The 15,129-nt window shown below is 73.8% G+C and carries 15 protein-coding genes; 5 read left to right on the forward strand and 10 right to left on the reverse strand.

The window, feature by feature from the left end; all coding sequences use genetic code 11:
- Nucleotides 1-3 precede the first annotated feature (3 nt).
- The 3 genes from ACZ4W9_RS37025 to ACZ4W9_RS37035 form a co-directional block, all read right to left on the reverse strand.
- Complete coding sequence (locus tag ACZ4W9_RS37025) at nucleotides 4-756, reverse strand: ABC transporter ATP-binding protein (RefSeq protein ID WP_467943427.1); 753 nt, start codon at nucleotides 754-756, stop codon at nucleotides 4-6.
- Nucleotides 757-1,176: 420 nt separating this feature from the next.
- The gene (locus tag ACZ4W9_RS37030) at nucleotides 1,177-1,755 is read right to left on the reverse strand and encodes a TetR/AcrR family transcriptional regulator (RefSeq protein WP_467943429.1); all 579 of its coding nucleotides are present in this window, start codon (nucleotides 1,753-1,755) and stop codon (nucleotides 1,177-1,179) included.
- 50 nt (nucleotides 1,756-1,805) lie between these two features.
- Nucleotides 1,806-2,216, reverse strand: a complete 411-nt coding sequence (locus ACZ4W9_RS37035) for a RidA family protein (RefSeq protein ID WP_467943431.1) — start codon at nucleotides 2,214-2,216, stop codon at nucleotides 1,806-1,808.
- Nucleotides 2,217-2,393: 177 nt separating this feature from the next.
- Here ACZ4W9_RS37035 and ACZ4W9_RS37040 point away from each other — a divergent pair, with 177 nt between their 5' ends.
- Both ACZ4W9_RS37040 and ACZ4W9_RS37045 read left to right on the forward strand, forming a co-directional pair.
- Entirely contained in the window at nucleotides 2,394-3,620 is a 1,227-nt protein-coding gene (locus ACZ4W9_RS37040) for a Cmx/CmrA family chloramphenicol efflux MFS transporter (RefSeq protein WP_467943433.1), read from the forward strand.
- A gap of 1,182 nt (nucleotides 3,621-4,802) precedes the next feature.
- Nucleotides 4,803-5,255, forward strand: a complete 453-nt coding sequence (locus tag ACZ4W9_RS37045) for a hypothetical protein (protein ID WP_467943435.1) — start codon at nucleotides 4,803-4,805, stop codon at nucleotides 5,253-5,255.
- Nucleotides 5,256-5,629: 374 nt separating this feature from the next.
- Here ACZ4W9_RS37045 and ACZ4W9_RS37050 read toward each other — a convergent pair whose 3' ends face one another.
- From ACZ4W9_RS37050 to ACZ4W9_RS37075, 6 genes are all read right to left on the reverse strand, one after another.
- A complete protein-coding gene (locus ACZ4W9_RS37050; protein WP_467943437.1) occupies nucleotides 5,630-6,292 on the reverse strand; it encodes a response regulator in 663 nt (220 codons plus the stop codon).
- Nucleotides 6,267-7,505, reverse strand: a complete 1,239-nt coding sequence (locus ACZ4W9_RS37055) for a sensor histidine kinase (protein WP_467943439.1) — start codon at nucleotides 7,503-7,505, stop codon at nucleotides 6,267-6,269. The genes ACZ4W9_RS37050 and ACZ4W9_RS37055 overlap by 26 nt, the downstream gene beginning before the upstream one ends.
- Nucleotides 7,506-8,028: 523 nt before the next feature.
- Nucleotides 8,029-9,420, reverse strand: a complete 1,392-nt coding sequence (locus tag ACZ4W9_RS37060) for a PP2C family protein-serine/threonine phosphatase (protein WP_467943441.1) — start codon at nucleotides 9,418-9,420, stop codon at nucleotides 8,029-8,031.
- A 109-nt stretch (nucleotides 9,421-9,529) separates the two neighbouring features.
- Complete coding sequence (locus ACZ4W9_RS37065) at nucleotides 9,530-10,111, reverse strand: class F sortase (protein WP_467943476.1); 582 nt, start codon at nucleotides 10,109-10,111, stop codon at nucleotides 9,530-9,532.
- A 223-nt stretch (nucleotides 10,112-10,334) separates the two neighbouring features.
- Complete coding sequence (locus ACZ4W9_RS37070) at nucleotides 10,335-10,790, reverse strand: sortase (RefSeq protein ID WP_467943443.1); 456 nt, start codon at nucleotides 10,788-10,790, stop codon at nucleotides 10,335-10,337.
- A 375-nt stretch (nucleotides 10,791-11,165) separates the two neighbouring features.
- Nucleotides 11,166-12,044, reverse strand: a complete 879-nt coding sequence (locus tag ACZ4W9_RS37075; RefSeq protein WP_467943445.1) for an SCO6745 family protein — start codon at nucleotides 12,042-12,044, stop codon at nucleotides 11,166-11,168.
- A 108-nt stretch (nucleotides 12,045-12,152) separates the two neighbouring features.
- Between ACZ4W9_RS37075 and ACZ4W9_RS37080 the strand changes: the two genes are divergently transcribed.
- From ACZ4W9_RS37080 to ACZ4W9_RS37090, 3 genes are all read left to right on the forward strand, one after another.
- Entirely contained in the window at nucleotides 12,153-12,731 is a 579-nt protein-coding gene (locus tag ACZ4W9_RS37080) for a TetR/AcrR family transcriptional regulator (RefSeq protein WP_467943447.1), read from the forward strand.
- Between the two features lie 503 nt (nucleotides 12,732-13,234).
- The gene (locus ACZ4W9_RS37085; RefSeq protein ID WP_467943449.1) at nucleotides 13,235-13,450 is read left to right on the forward strand and encodes a hypothetical protein; all 216 of its coding nucleotides are present in this window, start codon (nucleotides 13,235-13,237) and stop codon (nucleotides 13,448-13,450) included.
- Between the two features lie 110 nt (nucleotides 13,451-13,560).
- Nucleotides 13,561-14,166, forward strand: a complete 606-nt coding sequence (locus ACZ4W9_RS37090) for a restriction endonuclease (RefSeq protein WP_467943478.1) — start codon at nucleotides 13,561-13,563, stop codon at nucleotides 14,164-14,166.
- 30 nt (nucleotides 14,167-14,196) lie between these two features.
- Here the strand turns inward: ACZ4W9_RS37090 and ACZ4W9_RS37095 are convergent, their stop codons facing one another.
- Nucleotides 14,197-14,523 carry an EamA family transporter gene (locus ACZ4W9_RS37095; protein WP_467943451.1) on the reverse strand — a complete coding sequence of 109 codons (327 nt, stop codon included), beginning with the start codon at nucleotides 14,521-14,523 and terminating at the stop codon, nucleotides 14,197-14,199.
- Nucleotides 14,524-15,129: the final 606 nt, after the last annotated feature.

The following is a 15,129-nucleotide window of genomic DNA, read 5'->3' on the forward strand; positions in this document are numbered from 1 at the left end:
TGCTCACCCGCGCAGCCGGCTCAGGCGCTCGCCGACCCGGGAGGCGGTGGGCCGGTCCAGCTCGTCCACCACGAGGCCGTCGGCGAGCAGCAGCACCCGGTCCGCGTACCCGGCGGCAACCGGGTCGTGGGTCACCATCACGCAGGTCCGGCCCTCCCGGTCCACGCCGTCGCGCAGCAGGGCGAGGATCTCGTGACCGGTGGCCCGGTCGAGCGCGCCGGTCGGCTCGTCGGCGAAGAGCACTTCGGGGCGGGAGACCAGCGCCCGGGCGATGGCCACCCGCTGCTGCTGCCCACCGGACAACTGCCCGGGCCGGTGCCGTGCACGGCCGGCCAGGCCGACCCGGTCGAGGGCGTCCAGCACCCGGGCCCGCCCAGGCCGTTCACCGGCCAGCCGGCCGGGAAGCTCGACGTTCTGCGCGACCGTCATCGCCGGCATCAGATTGAACGCCTGGAAAACGAAACCGACCCGGCTGCGCCGGAGTTCCGCCAGCCGCCGCTCCGGCAGCCGGGAAACCTCGATGTCACCCCACCAGACAGTCCCCCGAGTGGGCCGGTCCATCCCCGCCAGACAGTGCAGCAAGGTGGTCTTGCCGGATCCCGAGGGCCCCATCACCGCCGTGAACGTGCCGGGCGCGAGGGCCACCGACACCCCGCGCAAGGCCCGTACGGCGGCAGCGCCGCGCCCGTACTCACGGTGCAGGTCTTCCGCCCGGGCGGCGCTCGCCCTCCCGGTATCCGTTGCCGTCTCAGTCATGCCCTCATCGTCGGTGGACGGGACACGGCGATCGATCGTGCCCGCCCCCGAACCGGGGGTTCGGAAAACCGAACCCCGCACGCCGACGGCGGGTGTGCTCAGCCGAGCGGTACGCCGCGAAATCGAAAGGCCCGCCGCGAACGGACCCGGCGCCGCGACCCGGCCCCGCGCGCGAAGGGCGAGGGCGGCTGGCACACGCCCGCACCCTCCCGCGCCGGCGCGGCGCTGCTCGCCCGCCACCCCGGGACCGCCCAAGCACTGGAGGAACTCCTGACCACTTCCTGACGCCCCGGCAGCCGGGCCACCACACACCGGTGCGGCGGCCCGGGCCCGACCGGCTCCCGCCGGGACCCACCGCGGCACCGCGGTGGGCGCTCATCCGGTGCGACCTGGCGCCGCTCCAGGCTCAGGGGGCCGGTGTCAGAGGGCGGTGAGGGTGCTTTCCACCACGCTGAGCAGGGCGTCCCTGTCCTTCTGGATCCGGGCGAGCACACGCAGTCCGTAGTACGTGCTGAGAATCTGGCGGGCGAGTGCCCCGGCGCTCCGCTTCGGGGAGATCTCGCCGGCGCGCTGCCCCCGGGCGATGGTCTCGGTCAGCGCCTGCTCGACCGTGGTGAAGTGCCGGCGGACCTCCTCCCGTACGTCGTCGTCCGAGTCGGCCTTCTCGACCGACGCGTTGATCGAGAAGCACCCGGAGGCGTCGGGGTCCGACAGGTCGGTGTCGATGGCCCGCACCATCAGGTCCCGCAGCCGGTCCTTGACCGGGCCGGGCCGGTCAAGGAGGGCGGTCTGCTCGGCGGTGTACGTCTCGTAGTAGCGGCGCAGGGCCCGCAGGTACAACGCGCGCTTGTCACCGAAGACGTTGTACAGGCTCGACTGGCCGAGGCCGGTCGAGCCGGACAGGTCCCGGGTCGAGGTCGCCTCGTACCCCCGCCGCCAGAAGGTTTTCATGGCGGCGGTGAGGGCCTGCGTCTCGTCGAACTTCCTGGGCCTGGCCATACCCGCAGTCTACGAATGCCGGAGCGACCGCACGGAAACGCGGGGGCGGATCATCCCGCCACCGCTACGGCCTCGATCTCTATCAGCCAGTCCGGATCGGCGAGGGAGGAGACCTGGACGAAGGACTCGGCGAACGTGTGCGGGACGAAGTACTCGGCCCTCAGGCGCGCGAAGGCCTCCTGATGCCGGGCGATGTCGGTGACGAACACCGTCGCCTTGACGACCTGGTCGAGACCGGAACCGGCGTTCTTCAGGACGAGGGCGAGATGGGCCAGCGCCTGCCGGGCCTGGGCCTCGAAGTCGCCTTTGCCGACCGTCGTGCCGTGCTCGTCGACCGGGCCCTGACCCGAGGTGAAGACGAGGTCGCCGACGCGGATGCCGAGCGCGATGCCCGCGGGGGCGTACCAGTCGGGATCGGCGGTGACGCGGACGCGCTGCGGGGCACCGGATGCGTCGGTCATGGGATTCCTCCTCGGAGCGGGGAAAGCGGGGGAAGGCTGACGGAAGGCGAGTGTAGGACACCGGGCCCCCGTTTTGAAGCAAATGCTTCATTAGGTGTTAGCGTCGCTCCCGAAGTCCCCCTTCCGCTCGTGACCGGACACAACACGGTTCCGCGTCCCCGTACTTGGAGGCACGCCATGCCCCTTGCCGTCTACGTCCTCGGCTTGGGAATCTTCACCCAGGGCACATCGGAGTTCATGCTCTCCGGCCTGCTCCCCGACCTGGCGGATGACCTGGGTGTCTCCATCCCCGACGCCGGGCTGCTGATCTCGGCGTTCGCCATCGGCATGGTGGTCGGCGCACCGCTGCTCGCGGTCGCCACGCTCACATGGCCCCGCCGCACGGCCCTGGCCGCGCTGCAGGCCGTCTTCATCGCCGCGCACATCGCCGGCGCCCTCGCCCCGGGCTACGGAGTCCTGTTCGCCACGCGCGTCATCAGCGCCCTCGCCTACGCGGGGTTCTGGGGCGTCGCCGTGGCCACCGCCGTCGCCCTCGTCCCGGCGAACGCCAAGGGGAAGGCGGTCGCGGTCGTCGCCGGCGGGCTCACCCTCGCCACGATCATCGGCGTCCCCGCGGGCACGCTGCTCAGCCAGTTCGCCGGATGGCGCGCCGCCTTCTGGGGGGTGGCCGTACTCACCCTCGTCAGCCTCGCCTGCTCGGTGGTCGCCATACCCCGCGGGCGGGGTTCCGCGGAGGAGACGCGTACCGTCCGTGCCGAACTGCGGGCCATCGCCCGCCCGCAGCTGTGGCTCTCGTACGCGGTGACGGCGTTCTCCTTCGGCGCCGTCATCGTCACCTTCAGCTACCTCGCCTCCGTGCTCACCGACGTCACCGGGCTGTCCGACGGCTGGGTGCCCGTCCTGCTGGCGCTGTTCGGCGTCGGCGGGCTGCTCGGCCTGGTCGTCGGCGGCAGGACCGCGGAGGCGTACCCGATCCGCACCCTCGCGCTCGGCACCGGCGTCCTCGCCGCGGCCTCCGTACTGCTCGCCGTCCTGGCGGAGAACACCGTCGTCACCGTGGTCCTGATCTTCGTCCTCGGCCTGGCGGGATACGTCACCAACCCGATCCTCCAGTCCCGCGTCTTCGTCGTGGCGCCCGGCGCACCGACTCTGGTCGGCGCCGCCAACACCTCCGCCTTCAACGTCGGCAACACGCTCGCGCCGGCCCTCGGCGGCATGGCCATCGACGCCGGGTTCGGCTTCGCCTCGGTGGCCTGGGTCGGAGCCGCGCTCGCCACCGCCGGCCTCCTCGGCACCCTGTGGGCAGGGCACCTCCAGTACCGCTCCCGGCCGTCCCAGGGGAGTGTGGTCGCGGGAGGCGGCGGCACGCACCGGGGTCGGGAGCGCACCGAGACCCCCGTGTGACCCGGCACCACGGTCCTGCTCCGGACGGCCTGGCCCCGGGCGGAGACGCCGCCGAAGGTGCCGACGGCGCCCGGGCCGCTTGCCACGGGGCCTCGCCCGGGGTGACCGTGTGGCGTCCTCCTCGCACAGCCCCCGGCGAACAGCGCCGCCCGGGCCCGGCCCGCCCACAAGGGCGGGCACCGAGCAGGCCGGTTGGGCCAGACCGCCGGCTCGTACCCGCTCGGCGATCCGGGAGACCTGCTCGCGGTCGCCGGCAACGAGCCGGGCGCCGCCCGCGCCCTGACGCGCCCCGGACCCGCCGGTTCCAGGTCCGGTCGGGCCGCACACGGGCAGGAAGGGCCCGTTCCCGCCCCCGTCATCCCGTCGGAGAGGTGGCCAGGCCGAGGTCCGTGACGTCGGCGGCCAGCCTCAGGAACGCGCAGCGTTTGCGGGCGATGCCGGTGCGCGGCAGCAGCCGGGGCGGCCCGCCGGATCGCGGCGACGGCGGGGCGGTCGCGACGGGCGGCTGCCCAGGCGAGGGCCGAGGTGCTCGGCGGAAGGCCGGTGACATCGACGTGGCTCACGCCGGGGCGGGGGAAGAACTCACGGGCCGCGGCCGGCAGGAACGCCATCGCCGCGCCCTCCGCGACGACGTGCAGCAGCGCCTCCGTGTCGGATACGACCGGCCCGTAGCGGACGGGGGAGCCGTCCGGGCGGGGGCCGACAGCCCGGAAGTCCCACCACAGACGGGGGAGTTGTGCGGGAAGGTTCATGACGGGGCGGCCGGCGAGGGCGGCCGGGCTGATGGCCGGACGGGACGCCGGACCGGGACCTCCGCCGTGTGACGCGGCTGTCCAGCCGCACCTCCTCCGAGGAGGCGGGTGCCGGCGGGGTGGCCGCCGGCGGCCGCGAGGGGCCGGTGTCGTCCGCCGGGTGACGAGCAGGGAGGGCGCGTTCATCCAGGCGCCGCCGGTCGGTCTGGAAGCCACCGCCGGGGCGGCGGCAGCCACGGGCGTCCTTGCCCGTCGGCGGCGCTATGCTCGCCCTCACCCGCCACGACGCCGGGAAACCGGTTCGGTCACTCCCCTCGGTATGGTTCGCCCCGTCCTGTGCCGCGCCCTGGCCGGGCGCGGCGAAGCCGGCGCCACCGGACGGGAACCCCGCCGGACCTTCCGCCCCCACTCCGCACGGAGGAACCCGTCCATGAGCGCCGTCACCGCAGACGCCTGCCCGGCCTGTTCGAACTGGAGGTACGCGGGCGGCCAGCCCGGCTACGACCACATCCACGCGGTACGGGTCCTGCCCGACGAGGAGGACGAGGACGCCCGCCTCGTGGTGCACGGCTGGGCCACCGGTTTCGCCTCGGAGAGGGACCCCGGTCTCGCACAGACCTGGGTGTTCTTCGAACACTTGGAGCCCGCCCTCGTCTTCGGCCGCGCCGGACGGATGTCCGTGCACGACATCTCCGCCTACGGCGTCTACGGGGCCGCCCGCGAGGAGCGCTTCGACCACGACACCGGCCGTCAGGTCACCACCTTGTACGTCAGCGGTCGTGCGCTCGACCGGCAGGCAGGGGAGGACAAGCACTTCGCGCGCTGGACGCGCGGTGTCCACCCCGAGTCCGCCCGCTACGAGGACCCGGCGCGACGCCGTTGACCCGCCGTCCACCCCGAGCCGGCACGGTACTGCCCGGCATCGCCCCGGATGATGCCGGGGTCTCAGGCACCTCCCGGCCGGCCCCGCCCACCGCTACCTGCTGCGGACCGCGGGGGAGCGCCGTGTCGCCCTGGCCGGCACTGTCAACCACAGGCGTACGTCGGAAGCACACGTCGCCCCGGCGGATCTCTGGTCCTGGTCGGACGACCGGCCGCCAGACCGGTCGTAAGGTCGTGCCCGGGCCAAACGACGACCCGTCAGCGAACGGTCGCCGCGCCGGTACCGGAGCGGCCGGCGACACCGAACGTCGCGGGTGGGCGCCGACGGCTGACGGGGTGGTGCGGTGTGCCGTCGGGGGGCGGCGCACCGCACACTCACCGGGCCTGGCCGGGGACGACCAGCCCGCTCTCGTAGGCCATGACGACGGCCTGGGCACGGCTGTTGAGGGAGAGTTTGCCCATGATCCGGTGCAGGTGGGTCTTGACCGTGCCCTCGGTGACATGAAGCTGCCGGGCGATGGCGTCGTTGCCGACGCCCAAGCCGACCAGCCGCAGCACTTCCCGCTCCCGCGCGGTCAGCTTCGACACCGCCTCCGGTTCGACCGCCGAGGCGGGTCGGCGCGTGTAGGACTCCACCAGGCGCCGGGTCACCGCCGGGGCGAACAGCATCTCTCCCTGGGTCACGACCCGGACCGCTTCGACGAGCCGCTGCGGCGACGTGTCCTTGAGCAGGAAACCGCTGGCACCGGCGCGCAGCGCGGCGTACACGTACTCGTCGATGTCGAAGGTCGTCAGCACGATCACATGGGGTGGCTCGGTCACCTTCCCGAGGATCTCCTCGGTGGCCGTGATACCGCTCATGCCCGGCATCCGGATGTCCATGAGGACGACGTCCCACCGCTCGCGGCGCGCCGCCTCGACCGCCGCCTCACCGTCGCGGACCTCGCCCACGTCCGTGATGTCCGGCGCGGTCCGCAGCAGGGCGGCCAGGCCGGCTCTGACGAGATCCTGATCATCCACCACGAGTACGCGCGTCATGTCCCCCGCCCCCCGGTTCCTCCGGGCGTGCGCGACGCGGCGCGTGCACCGGAAGGACCACCTCGACTGCGAAACCGCCTCCGTCGTGCGGTGCCGCGGACAGTCGTCCTCCGCAGATCCTGACCCGTTCGCGCATGCCGATCAAACCGAGCCCCGAGCCGGGGACGGGTTCCGGTCGCCCGTCACGGCGGACGCGGCCGTTCCGGCCGCCGTCGTCGCGCACCACGAGGACCACCTCGTCCGGGGTGCGGTCGAGGGTGAAGTCCACGTGCGCGCCGGGCGCGTGCTTGATGACGTTGGTGAGTGCCTCCTGCGCGACCCGGTAGACGCACACTTCGGCCACGGGCGACAGGGGCACCGGTTCCGCCGGTGCCGAGAACCGGATGTCGAGGCCGGCCGCGGTGGCACCGCCGACCAGCTCCGGCAGCCGGCCGAGGCGCGGCGCCGCTTCGTAGGGCGCCTCCTCCCGGTCGTCGTCGGCCTGGACGCGGAGCACGGTGAGCAGGCGCCGCAGCTCGTCGAGGGCGCCGCGTCCGGTCTCCGCGACGTTCCGCAGGGCGTCGCGGGCCGTGGGGACGTCCGAGGTGAGCACCGTCTCCGCGAGCCCGGCCTGAATGGTGATCACCGACATGTGGTGGGCCACCACGTCGTGCAACTCCCGCGCGATCGCCATGCGTTCGAGGGTGACGGCGTTGCGGGCCCGTGCCTCCTGCTCGGCCACCAGGTCCGCGGTGGCCTGCCGGAGCCTGGCGTTGGTCCGGACGAGGAGGTACCGGGTATGGCCGAAAGCGATGGCCGCCACGGGCACGAGGACGGCTTGGACCGCCACCAGTGCGAGGTGCAGGTGGCCGGTGAGCCCGCTGAGCGCCGTGGTCGCGGCGACGGGAACGGCCGCGGCCCAGGAGACGGCGAGCGGACGGCACCCCGCGAGGCTGAGCAGGGCGACGGCCGGCGCCCACACGTTCACCGACGGCTGGTAGCCGCGAGAGAGATAGACGGCGTAGCCGGCGCAGGACGCCAGCACCGTCAGGAACGACAGCCGCCGACGCGCCGCCAGCGGCAGTGCCGTCAGACAGGACAGGACACCGCCGGCCGCGTCGAACGCGCGCCAGCCGGGAGGCTGGTAATAGATGCCGGCGATGCAGGCGGCCACCGCGAAACCGACGGCGATGGCCGCGTCGGCCGCCATCGCCCCTGTACGAGACCAGGTCATCGCAGGATGCTAAAGCCGCCGGCAGCGCGGCGACGGCCTTGCGGAGGAACACGGCCGCCGCAGCCGGGACCCCGGCCCATACGGAGACCGCTCCGCCTCTCGGTTCGGCAGGGGTTGTCCGTCGCGTTCGCCGGGGGCGGTCCCGCGGCTCAGACCGCACCCTTGCGGATGCGAACGCTGCCGGTGTCGTCCCCGTACGGGGCGGCCCGCAGGGCCCGTACCAGCTCCTCGTCCGGGCGCGGAGAAGGAGTCGCCGAAGACGTAGCCCCAGGTGCCGTCGTGGTTGCGGTGGCAGGGGATGGCAAGGTCCCCCGAGCCGTGCCCCTGCGCGCTCGCCGAGTCACCGGGCTGCTCGCACAGGGGTGTGCCGCGCCGGGAGCGGCGGCGATCGAGCCGCCGAACGCGCCGACCCCCAGGGTGACGCCGGCACCGGCCCTGAAAGGGCGCTCACCTCCTGACCGCCGAGCACGGTGGCGGGCGGCCGGCCCGTCGCCCAGGTCATCAGCGAGTCGATCCCACGGCCTCAGGAGCGGGCATAGCCCGTCAGCGGCGGGGTGCGCAGGGCGATGACCGCCTTGTCGTCGTGTCCGTCGCCGGGCAGGTGGTCGAGCAGGGCCCGGCACAGCTCTTCCGGTGAACGCCCGGCGAACCGGGAGGCGTTGACGGCCAGCGCGTCCAGGCCCCGGTCCAGCGGGTGGCCGGGACTCTCCACCAGGCCGTCGGTGTAGAGGACCACGGTGCTGCCCACCGGCACCGCCCGGCAGTGGTCGGGGCGGGGCAGATCGGCCGTCACGCCGAGGGGCAGGCCGGGCTCGGCGAACAGATGGCGGGCCCGTCCGTCGGGCAGCAGCAGTGGCGGCGGGTGCCCGGCGCTGGACCAGCGCAGCCGCCAGGCACCGTCGGCAGGTTCCAGCCGGGCCAGCAGCGCGGTGGCGATGGGCGTCTCGCCCAGGGCGGCGTGCATGATGCGGTCGAGCCGGGCGAGACAGGTACTGGGCGGCACGTTCTGCTCGTAGCACAGGGCCCGCAGCATGCTGCGGAGCTGCGCCATGTCGGCCGCGGCCCGCAGGTCGTGCCCCACGACGTCACCGATCACGGCCGCGCAGGCTCCGTCGGGCAGCAGAAGGGCGTCGTACCAGTCGCCCCCCACGGCGGCCGGGGCGCTGGCCGGCTGATAGGCCGCCCCGGCCGTGAAGGGCCGCAGGTCGGGCAGGCGGGGCAGCAGCATCCGCTGGAACTGTACGGCGCTGTTGCGGACCTGCTCGTAGAGGCGGGCGTTCTCGATCGCCACCCCGGCGGTGCCGGCCAGCGCCCGGATCACGCCTTCGTCGTGCCGGTCGAAGGACCGCCCGTCCGTGCGCTCGGAGAGGTAGAGGTTGCCGTAGATCCGTCCGCGCACGCTGATGGCGACGCCGAGCAGGCTGCGCATGGGCGGGTGACCGGGCGGAAAGCCGGCAGACTCCGGATGACGGGAGATGTCCCGGACCCGCAAGGGCTCGGGGTGATGGATCAGGTGCCCCAACAGCCCCCGCCCGCGCGGGAGCTCCACCCCGTCCAGGGCCGCCAGCTCCTTGGCGCTCAGCCCCAGCGGAATGAACTCGGCCAGGAGTCTGCCCTCCGCGTCGAGCACGCCCATGGCACCGTAGCGGGCGCCCACCAGGTCCATCGCGGTGCGCACGATGCGCCGCAGCACGGTGGGCAGTTCGAGTCCGCTGCTGATGTTCACCACCGCCTGCAGCAACTCCTGCAACGTGCTCTGCGCGCGGGCCAGGGCGTGCAGCTGCTCGCCGATGCGGTCCAGGTCGGAGCTGAGCGGCAGATCGAGCAGGGACGTGTAGGACACCTCGTCCGGCAGTGCGCCGCCCTCCCGCGGGACCTCGTCCCCGTCCGGTGGCTCCTGCCCGTACTCCGCCATCGCCGCTGCCTCGCTTTCCGTACCCTGCCCAGATCGCCGCACCCCACGGCAGGTGACCGCCCACAGCCGGGACCCGCACGCGCCACAGGTCCTTCGGCGTCCGCGTCGCCTATGTCACCGCGGTCAGCGTCGCGTAGACCACCACGTTGCCCAGGTAGCCGGTGTCCTCGGTGTAGCCGCCGCCGCAGGTGATCAGCCGTAGTTCGGGCCGGCCGGAACTGCCGTAGACCTTCTCGCTGGGGAACTCCTCCTTGTCGTAGAGCTCGACGGCGCGGACGGTGAACACCGCTGTCCGCCGGTCCGCCCTGCTGATCTCGATGGTGGCGCCCTTGGCCAGGTCGCCGAGGCGGTAGAACACACCGGGGTCGCCGGTGGGTGTGTCCACATGGCCGGTGGCGATGGCCGTGCCCGCCGAGCCGGGAGCGATGCCGTCGCCGTACCAGCCGGCGAGGCCGGGTTCCTCCGGCGGAGGAGTCCGCAGCCCCCCTGCCGCGTCGAGGCCCACTCGTGTCATCGGGGCGTCCACGTCGATGGCGGCGATCCGGATCCGGACCGGATCCGCGGGGGGCAGCGGACGGGCCGTCGGGGGAAGGGAGGGGGCGGCAGAGGCGGAGAGGGCCTGGGCCGCCAAAGGCCGTGGTGGCTCCTCGTGGTGTACCCCGCTGATCAGCAGCACCGCGCCTGCCGCCATCGCCCAGCCCAGGGGGACCACCGCGGGGAGGAACGAGCTCAGGGGAGCGCGGGCCCGGCGGCCGGGTGCCGTCGCGGTCGAGCCTCTTCTTCGGGGCGGATGCGGTGTGTCGGCTGGGGCGTGGAGCACGCGGCGGGTGGGCCCCGTCGCCACCGGATCCCTCCCGTTCCCGGAGCCCGGCCGCGGGCCGGAACGGATGCGGCCGGCCGGCGGACCCGGGCGGTCAGGCGCGGTCACCGTTCGGGCGGCGGCAGATCCAGACCACACCGGCGGCGGCCGTGAGGAGCAGCCCGGCACCCAGGCCGAGCCCCGTGCCGGAGTCGCCGGCCGGACCGAAGCCGGCGTGGACCGAGCCCTCCGGAGCGCGGCCGGTGATCTGGTACGTCTCCGTGACCTTGGTCAGTGGCGGACACTTCAGGGTGACCGTGTCGCTGCCCGGGCCGGTGCCTTCCGGGATCTGGAACTGACCCGTGAGCACGCCCTCCTCGTCGCCCGCGAAGAGGTGGAAGTCTCCTCCCGCCTCCGACGTGCCCTTGCCGTAGTCCGCGTCGGGGTCGCAGGCCCTCGTGCTGACCGTGACGGTGGACCCCGGGGAGGCGTTCCACGGCTCGATGCTGATCTCCGAGTCGTCAGCGGCGGCAGCGGCCGGGATCTGCAGTAGCAGAGCACCCAGAGTCAACCCGATACCTGCACCCATGTGTGTGTAACGCATGCGAATCCTCCCACGGGCAGTGCCCGGCCTGTCTGCGCCGCGCCTCTTGTGTGTTCCGCTCACGAGGCAACCGACAGTCCGTCAGTCCCGCAACCCGGCACATCACCAGGTGTGTCACCCGGTCAGGTGCAAAGGCGGTCCCGCTTGACCGCTTACGCAGGTCACCGGGGCGTAGACCAGCGTTGCGCGTCACCCGCCGCCCCGTCCCCATATCGGTGAAGGCCGACCGTAGGGCCTCGCACGGTGTGGGTGCGCCTCGGGCCGCCGCGTCGGGAGCCGCTCGCCGAGTGTCGCTCAGGTGCGCGGCGCGGCCGTGTGGCTGCCCGCGGCGCGTCCGCCCGCTCACTCGTAGTCGTACTTCATGCCGATGCCGAGGGTGCTCTGTGTCGGGAGAAGCCCCGCACCGACGATGTCGAGCACCGGCGGCAGGAGCAGTCCGGGCAGCCGGGCCGTCTCGTCGGGCGTGAGCGCGTTCCAGGGCGCGGCGGCGAGTTCGTCGGTGAGTTTCTCGACTGCGGCACGGACCCGGAACCCCTCGCCGGTGGCCCTGCCGTCTGCTTCCACCAGTCCGCGGGCGGTGAGTCGTTCGCGAGCGGCGGTCCACTCCTCGTCGGTCCACTGCCTGCTGCCGAACACCTCCTTCGGCGCGGCGCCGACGGCGGCGTGGGAGACCAGCGACTCGGTGGGGCCGATGCCGTGGGCCTGGAGAGCGGCGATGTGACCGTCGCCGCGGTGCTCGCGCAGGACAGTGGCGGCCTGCCAGAGCACCATGTGCGGCTCGTCGGGCCAGGGCAGCGCGGCGTTCGCCGCGGCCATGGGGCGGCCTGCCGTGTCCGCCGCCGCCGCGGCACGGCGGACCAGCTCCGCCGCCTCCCGCAACTCCGGCGAGCCGATCCGGTGGCCGAGCATCTTCCGCAGCGCGCGGTCCACTGCGGCACTCCGGGCCCTCAGGACCCGCTCGGGCCCGGCGGTCCGCCAAGCCGGCGCCGCGTAGCGCTCGACCATCCGCGGGCTGAGGCTGTAGAAGAGGGCGTTCACCAAGGGCGGGCCGACGGGACCGAGCGGCGCGACGCGGTAGGCGAAGTAGCTGGGCCAGCGTTCGTCGGTGGCGTAGCCGAGGGCCGCGGCCTCCTCGAATGCCTCCGGCGCGTAGTAGAGGGTGGCGTGTACCGGCTCCAGCAGCTGCCACATCTGCCGGACCGTGCCGAGGCTGTGCGCCATGTCGCTTCCTTCGCTGTCACGTCGGGCATCAAGGGGAACTTGACGGCGACTAGATTGTGTCGCCGCCGTCATCTTGTCAACGACTAGATGTGGAGTAGTCTGCCGCCCATGGACGCAAGACCCACTTACCATCACGGAGACCTGCGCCGGGCCGTCCTCTCCGCCGCGCTGCAGGTCATCCGCAGCGACGGCGTCGCCGCGATCAGCCTTCGTGACCTCGCACGCCGTGCCGAGGTGTCGCACGCCGCCCCCGCCCACCACTTCAAGGACAAGGCCGGGCTGCTGACCGCGATCGCCACGGAGGGGTTCGATCTGCTGGCCACGGCACTGGCCGCGGTGCCGGCCGGCACCGCGCACCGGTTGCGGGAGATGGGGGTGCGGTACGTCGAGTTCGCCCTCGGCCACCCAGCCCACTTCGAGGTGATGTTCCGTCCCCAACTCCTGCACGGCGACGACCCGGAGCTCGTCGCAGCCAGGGAACGCGCCTCCCGCGCACTGCGCTCGGGGGTCGAGACCCTTCCCGCCGCCGGACGTCCCGACGCCCGGCGCGCCGGACTGGCCGCCTGGTCGCTCGCCCACGGCTTCGCCACCCTGCAGCTCAGCGGCAGCCTCCCGGCACTGGACGGTGATCCCGCCGAGACGTTCCGCTCACTCGTTGCCAACGTCCCCGCCGCGGACCTGCCGTAGCCGACCGCTGCCCCCGGATGACGACCCGCGTCATCCGGCGACCCGGACGCGCCCACCGGAGTCCGTGAGGGCACGGCGAAGCCGGAGGCGGCCGCCGGCCCTCCGCCCGGGGGAGGCCGACGGCCAGGCGTCGGCGCGCGACCCGCCGGGCTGGTCCCCGGGCGCGGCCTGGTCCAGTGGTGGACATGCGCGGACCCGTGCTGCGACGACGGGACCCGCCTCGGCACCCGGCCTGCCGGGAACCGGCCGGCGCCGGCATCCCCCGCGGTACTCCGCGTGGGGCCGCCTCGGCCGGATCGGCTGTCGGCGAGGCGCGGTTCCGGCTTCCGGGCGGTGCGCGACACCGGCTGATCCATCGCGTGGTATTCGGCCAGCTCCGATCGCTTCGTGCCATTCGTCGGCAACCGGCCGCGAACATCACTGGGACGCCGCTACACAAGAACGCCGGGGCGGCGTCCTGCCGTCCCGCTGTTGTGAGGCCCGGTCGGTGGGGAGGTGTGGGCTTGCGGACCATCGACGTGGCGGTGCTGCTCGCCGTCATCGTGTTCTTCCGGTGGCGGCGCCGCACGCAGGCTCGCAGCCGCAGCCGCTCCGACGAGAAGACGACCGTCGCCGTCGTCCCGGCGCCGGGCATCCTGATCGCCCCGGCTCCGGCGGGCCAGGGGATCGCGAACGCGCTGGGGCACCTGGCGAGCGGCGTCACGCGGGCCGGCCGGTGAGCCCCCGTACACGCAGGGGCCGGGGGGCGGCGACCAGGCGCCCACCGGCCCGGCGGCGCTCCCGCGGGCCGGCCGGACGGCGTCGGCACACGCAGGACCGGTCGACCGGCCTGGTGGTGGCCGCGGCCCTGGCCGTCGCACTGGTGGTGGCCGTCGTCGACTGGTTGCTCGCCCACTGGTGGGTCCTGATCGCCCTCGGCGTACTCGCGGTGCTCGCCGGAGGCGGCTGGGTCCACCACAGGCGGCAGCGGACGCGGTGGGACGCGGCCCGCGCGCGGGCCCTGCGCTACGGACTCGCCCAGCTGGACGCCCTGCATCACAGCCGGTTCGAGTACGCGGTGCGGGACCTCATGCGCCGCGACGGCTGCCGGGACGCGGTGCGCGTCGGGGGCGGCGGTGATCTGGGCGCCGACGTGAAGGCCACCGACCCCTACGGCAGGCGCTGGGTGATCCAGTGCAAGCACCGCCGCAACGGCCTCGCCGGCTCCGCGGTGGGCACGCCGGACCTCCAGGTGCTCAACGGCACGGCCCGCCAGGTCCACGGCGCCGACGTCGCGGTCATCGTGACCAACGGGCGGGTCACCGCACCCGCCGTGGACTTCGCCAGGCAGCAGCGCCTCCACGTCGTCGACCGACGCACCCTCGCAGAGTGGGCATCGGGCTCACGCCCTCTGTGGGAGCTGCTGCGCGCCGTACCCCCGCCCCGCAGACCTTGAAGGCGTCGGGGCCGGCCTGCCGTCAGCCGGTCACTGGCGCATGAGGCCGATACCGGCCGGCATCACCGCCCCTGCCCCCAGCCGCACACGGTCGAAGGGCTCGCGCAGGAACAGCGTGGCGAGGACGGCCGCCACGAGAATGCCGGTCTCGCGCAAGGCGGTGACGGCGGTCACGTCGCCGTGGGCCTGGGCCCGGATGACCGGCCCGTACGTGGCCATGGACAGCACCCCGCCGGTCAGGCCGGTACCGAGGACCGGGCGTACCTGGGCGAGCAGCGCCCCGCGGCGCCGGGCCAGCGCGATCAGTGGCAGAACCGGGCCCTGGCACAAGAAGAGCCAGGCGACGTACGACAGCACGTCGTCGGCCCGGCGGACCCCCCTCGCTGTCGACGAGGGTGTACGCGGCGATGATCACGCCCGTTCCGATCGCGGCCCCCACGGCAGGCAGGGGGGCGCGGCCCGGGCGGCCGGACGCCAGGGCCAGTACGGCGAGGCCGCCGGAGACCAGCGGGACGCCCGTGCCCTGGAGCGGGGTGAGCGTGCCGCCGAGCACGGTGACCGAGACGATGGCCACGAGCAGCGGAGCGGCTCCGCGGGCCAGCGGACACATCTGGCCGAAGTCCCCCAGCTGGTAGGCGCGCAGCAGGAACATCTGCGAGGCGACCTCCAGTGCGGCCGACACCGCGAGGAACGGCCGGGCACGTGCCGGGGGAAGGGGCGTGAGACAGACGAGGACGGCGGCGTAGGCGGTGCAGGCGCAGTTGATGAGCGTGAAGCCGATGAGCTTGTCCGGGATCCCGGTGGGCCATGGCGTTCCAGGGCTTCTGGTGCCGCTCCGCGTCCTGCGGAGAACCGGCGCGGGGGGGGGGGGGGGGGGGGGGGGCGGGGGGTGGGGGGGGGGGGGGGGGGTGTTCTGGGGGGGGGGGGGGCGGCTCCGCACCCGGGATGGGGGAAGAGAGAGGG

This window comes from Streptomyces sp. NPDC029296 (assembly GCF_055569255.1).

What these genes read in the sequence shown, in the direction of transcription:
- ACZ4W9_RS37025 (WP_467943427.1), bottom strand. Translation starts at nt 756, where the DNA reads ATGACTGAGACGGCAACGGATACCGGGAGGGCGAGCGCCGCCCGGGCG.
- ACZ4W9_RS37030 (WP_467943429.1), bottom strand. Translation starts at nt 1,755, where the DNA reads ATGGCCAGGCCCAGGAAGTTCGACGAGACGCAGGCCCTCACCGCCGCC.
- ACZ4W9_RS37035 (WP_467943431.1), bottom strand. Translation starts at nt 2,216, where the DNA reads ATGACCGACGCATCCGGTGCCCCGCAGCGCGTCCGCGTCACCGCCGAT.
- ACZ4W9_RS37040 (WP_467943433.1), top strand. Translation starts at nt 2,394, where the DNA reads ATGCCCCTTGCCGTCTACGTCCTCGGCTTGGGAATCTTCACCCAGGGC.
- ACZ4W9_RS37045 (WP_467943435.1), top strand. Translation starts at nt 4,803, where the DNA reads ATGAGCGCCGTCACCGCAGACGCCTGCCCGGCCTGTTCGAACTGGAGG.
- ACZ4W9_RS37050 (WP_467943437.1), bottom strand. Translation starts at nt 6,292, where the DNA reads ATGACGCGCGTACTCGTGGTGGATGATCAGGATCTCGTCAGAGCCGGC.
- ACZ4W9_RS37055 (WP_467943439.1), bottom strand. Translation starts at nt 7,505, where the DNA reads ATGACCTGGTCTCGTACAGGGGCGATGGCGGCCGACGCGGCCATCGCC.
- ACZ4W9_RS37060 (WP_467943441.1), bottom strand. Translation starts at nt 9,420, where the DNA reads ATGGCGGAGTACGGGCAGGAGCCACCGGACGGGGACGAGGTCCCGCGG.
- ACZ4W9_RS37065 (WP_467943476.1), bottom strand. Translation starts at nt 10,111, where the DNA reads ATGGCGGCAGGCGCGGTGCTGCTGATCAGCGGGGTACACCACGAGGAG.
- ACZ4W9_RS37075 (WP_467943445.1), bottom strand. Translation starts at nt 12,044, where the DNA reads ATGGCGCACAGCCTCGGCACGGTCCGGCAGATGTGGCAGCTGCTGGAG.
- ACZ4W9_RS37080 (WP_467943447.1), top strand. Translation starts at nt 12,153, where the DNA reads ATGGACGCAAGACCCACTTACCATCACGGAGACCTGCGCCGGGCCGTC.